The sequence below is a fragment of the Alcanivorax sp. HI0044 genome (assembly GCF_001634945.1).
Genome location: NZ_LWEZ01001399.1, coordinates 1 through 671, shown reverse-complemented (window position 1 = coordinate 671; position 671 = coordinate 1). Strand labels below are relative to the sequence as shown.

General features: G+C 56.3%; 1 protein-coding gene. It reads right to left on the bottom strand.

Features of this window, described 5'->3' with window-relative positions; genetic code table 11:
• Positions 1-411: 411 nt before the first annotated feature.
• On the bottom strand, positions 412-671 hold a 260-nt coding region (locus A3730_RS20640), incomplete at its 5' end, for a hypothetical protein (protein ID WP_231884006.1).

Sequence of the window (671 nt, the reverse complement as noted above, 5' to 3'; positions counted from 1 at the left end):
GCGGCAAGACCGTCATCCGCATTGAACCCAATGCGCAGGATCTGACCGCGTTCGGTTACAACATGATGGACCCGAAACGACGCCGACAGGTCTACGACACCGCACAAATCACCACCGCAGACACGGTGCGCATGGCTATCGGCTGATGGACTAACGAAAGCAGGCCGGGTCATCCCCAATGCTGTTCACTTAAGAGAAGCAGCGCTGCGCCAACACCTTCGTCATGCGAGCATGACTTCCCACCAATCCCGAAGTTAGAGGGGAGGGGTTGTGGGAAACGATGTTTATAGCGCGAAAGCTTCAGGTCTGGCACAGAACCTTAAGTGAACGGTATGACGGGAACACCCTGGCTTTGTTGCTTTCCCGGGCAAGCGCAGCCTTGCCATCGGGACGGGAGTCGCGGCCAAACCGCTAAAGGGAATCGGCCGCCTGAGTCAGGGTTAGCTGGATATTTTTTAACGCCGAGCGAGCTTCGATTCCCTCAGAATGGGCAAAGAAGCCCAGCATCAGCGCGCCCGCGACCAACATCATCAACGCCAGCAGCATCAACTTTTCTTTTTCCAGCACGCGCCGTAGCGGCGAGCGAGGTGTCTCTTCGCGGCGATTGAGACTGTTATTGTGATCATGGCGGTCTTCTATCGTATCTCGCACCGTGCCTCCCATACTGTCTA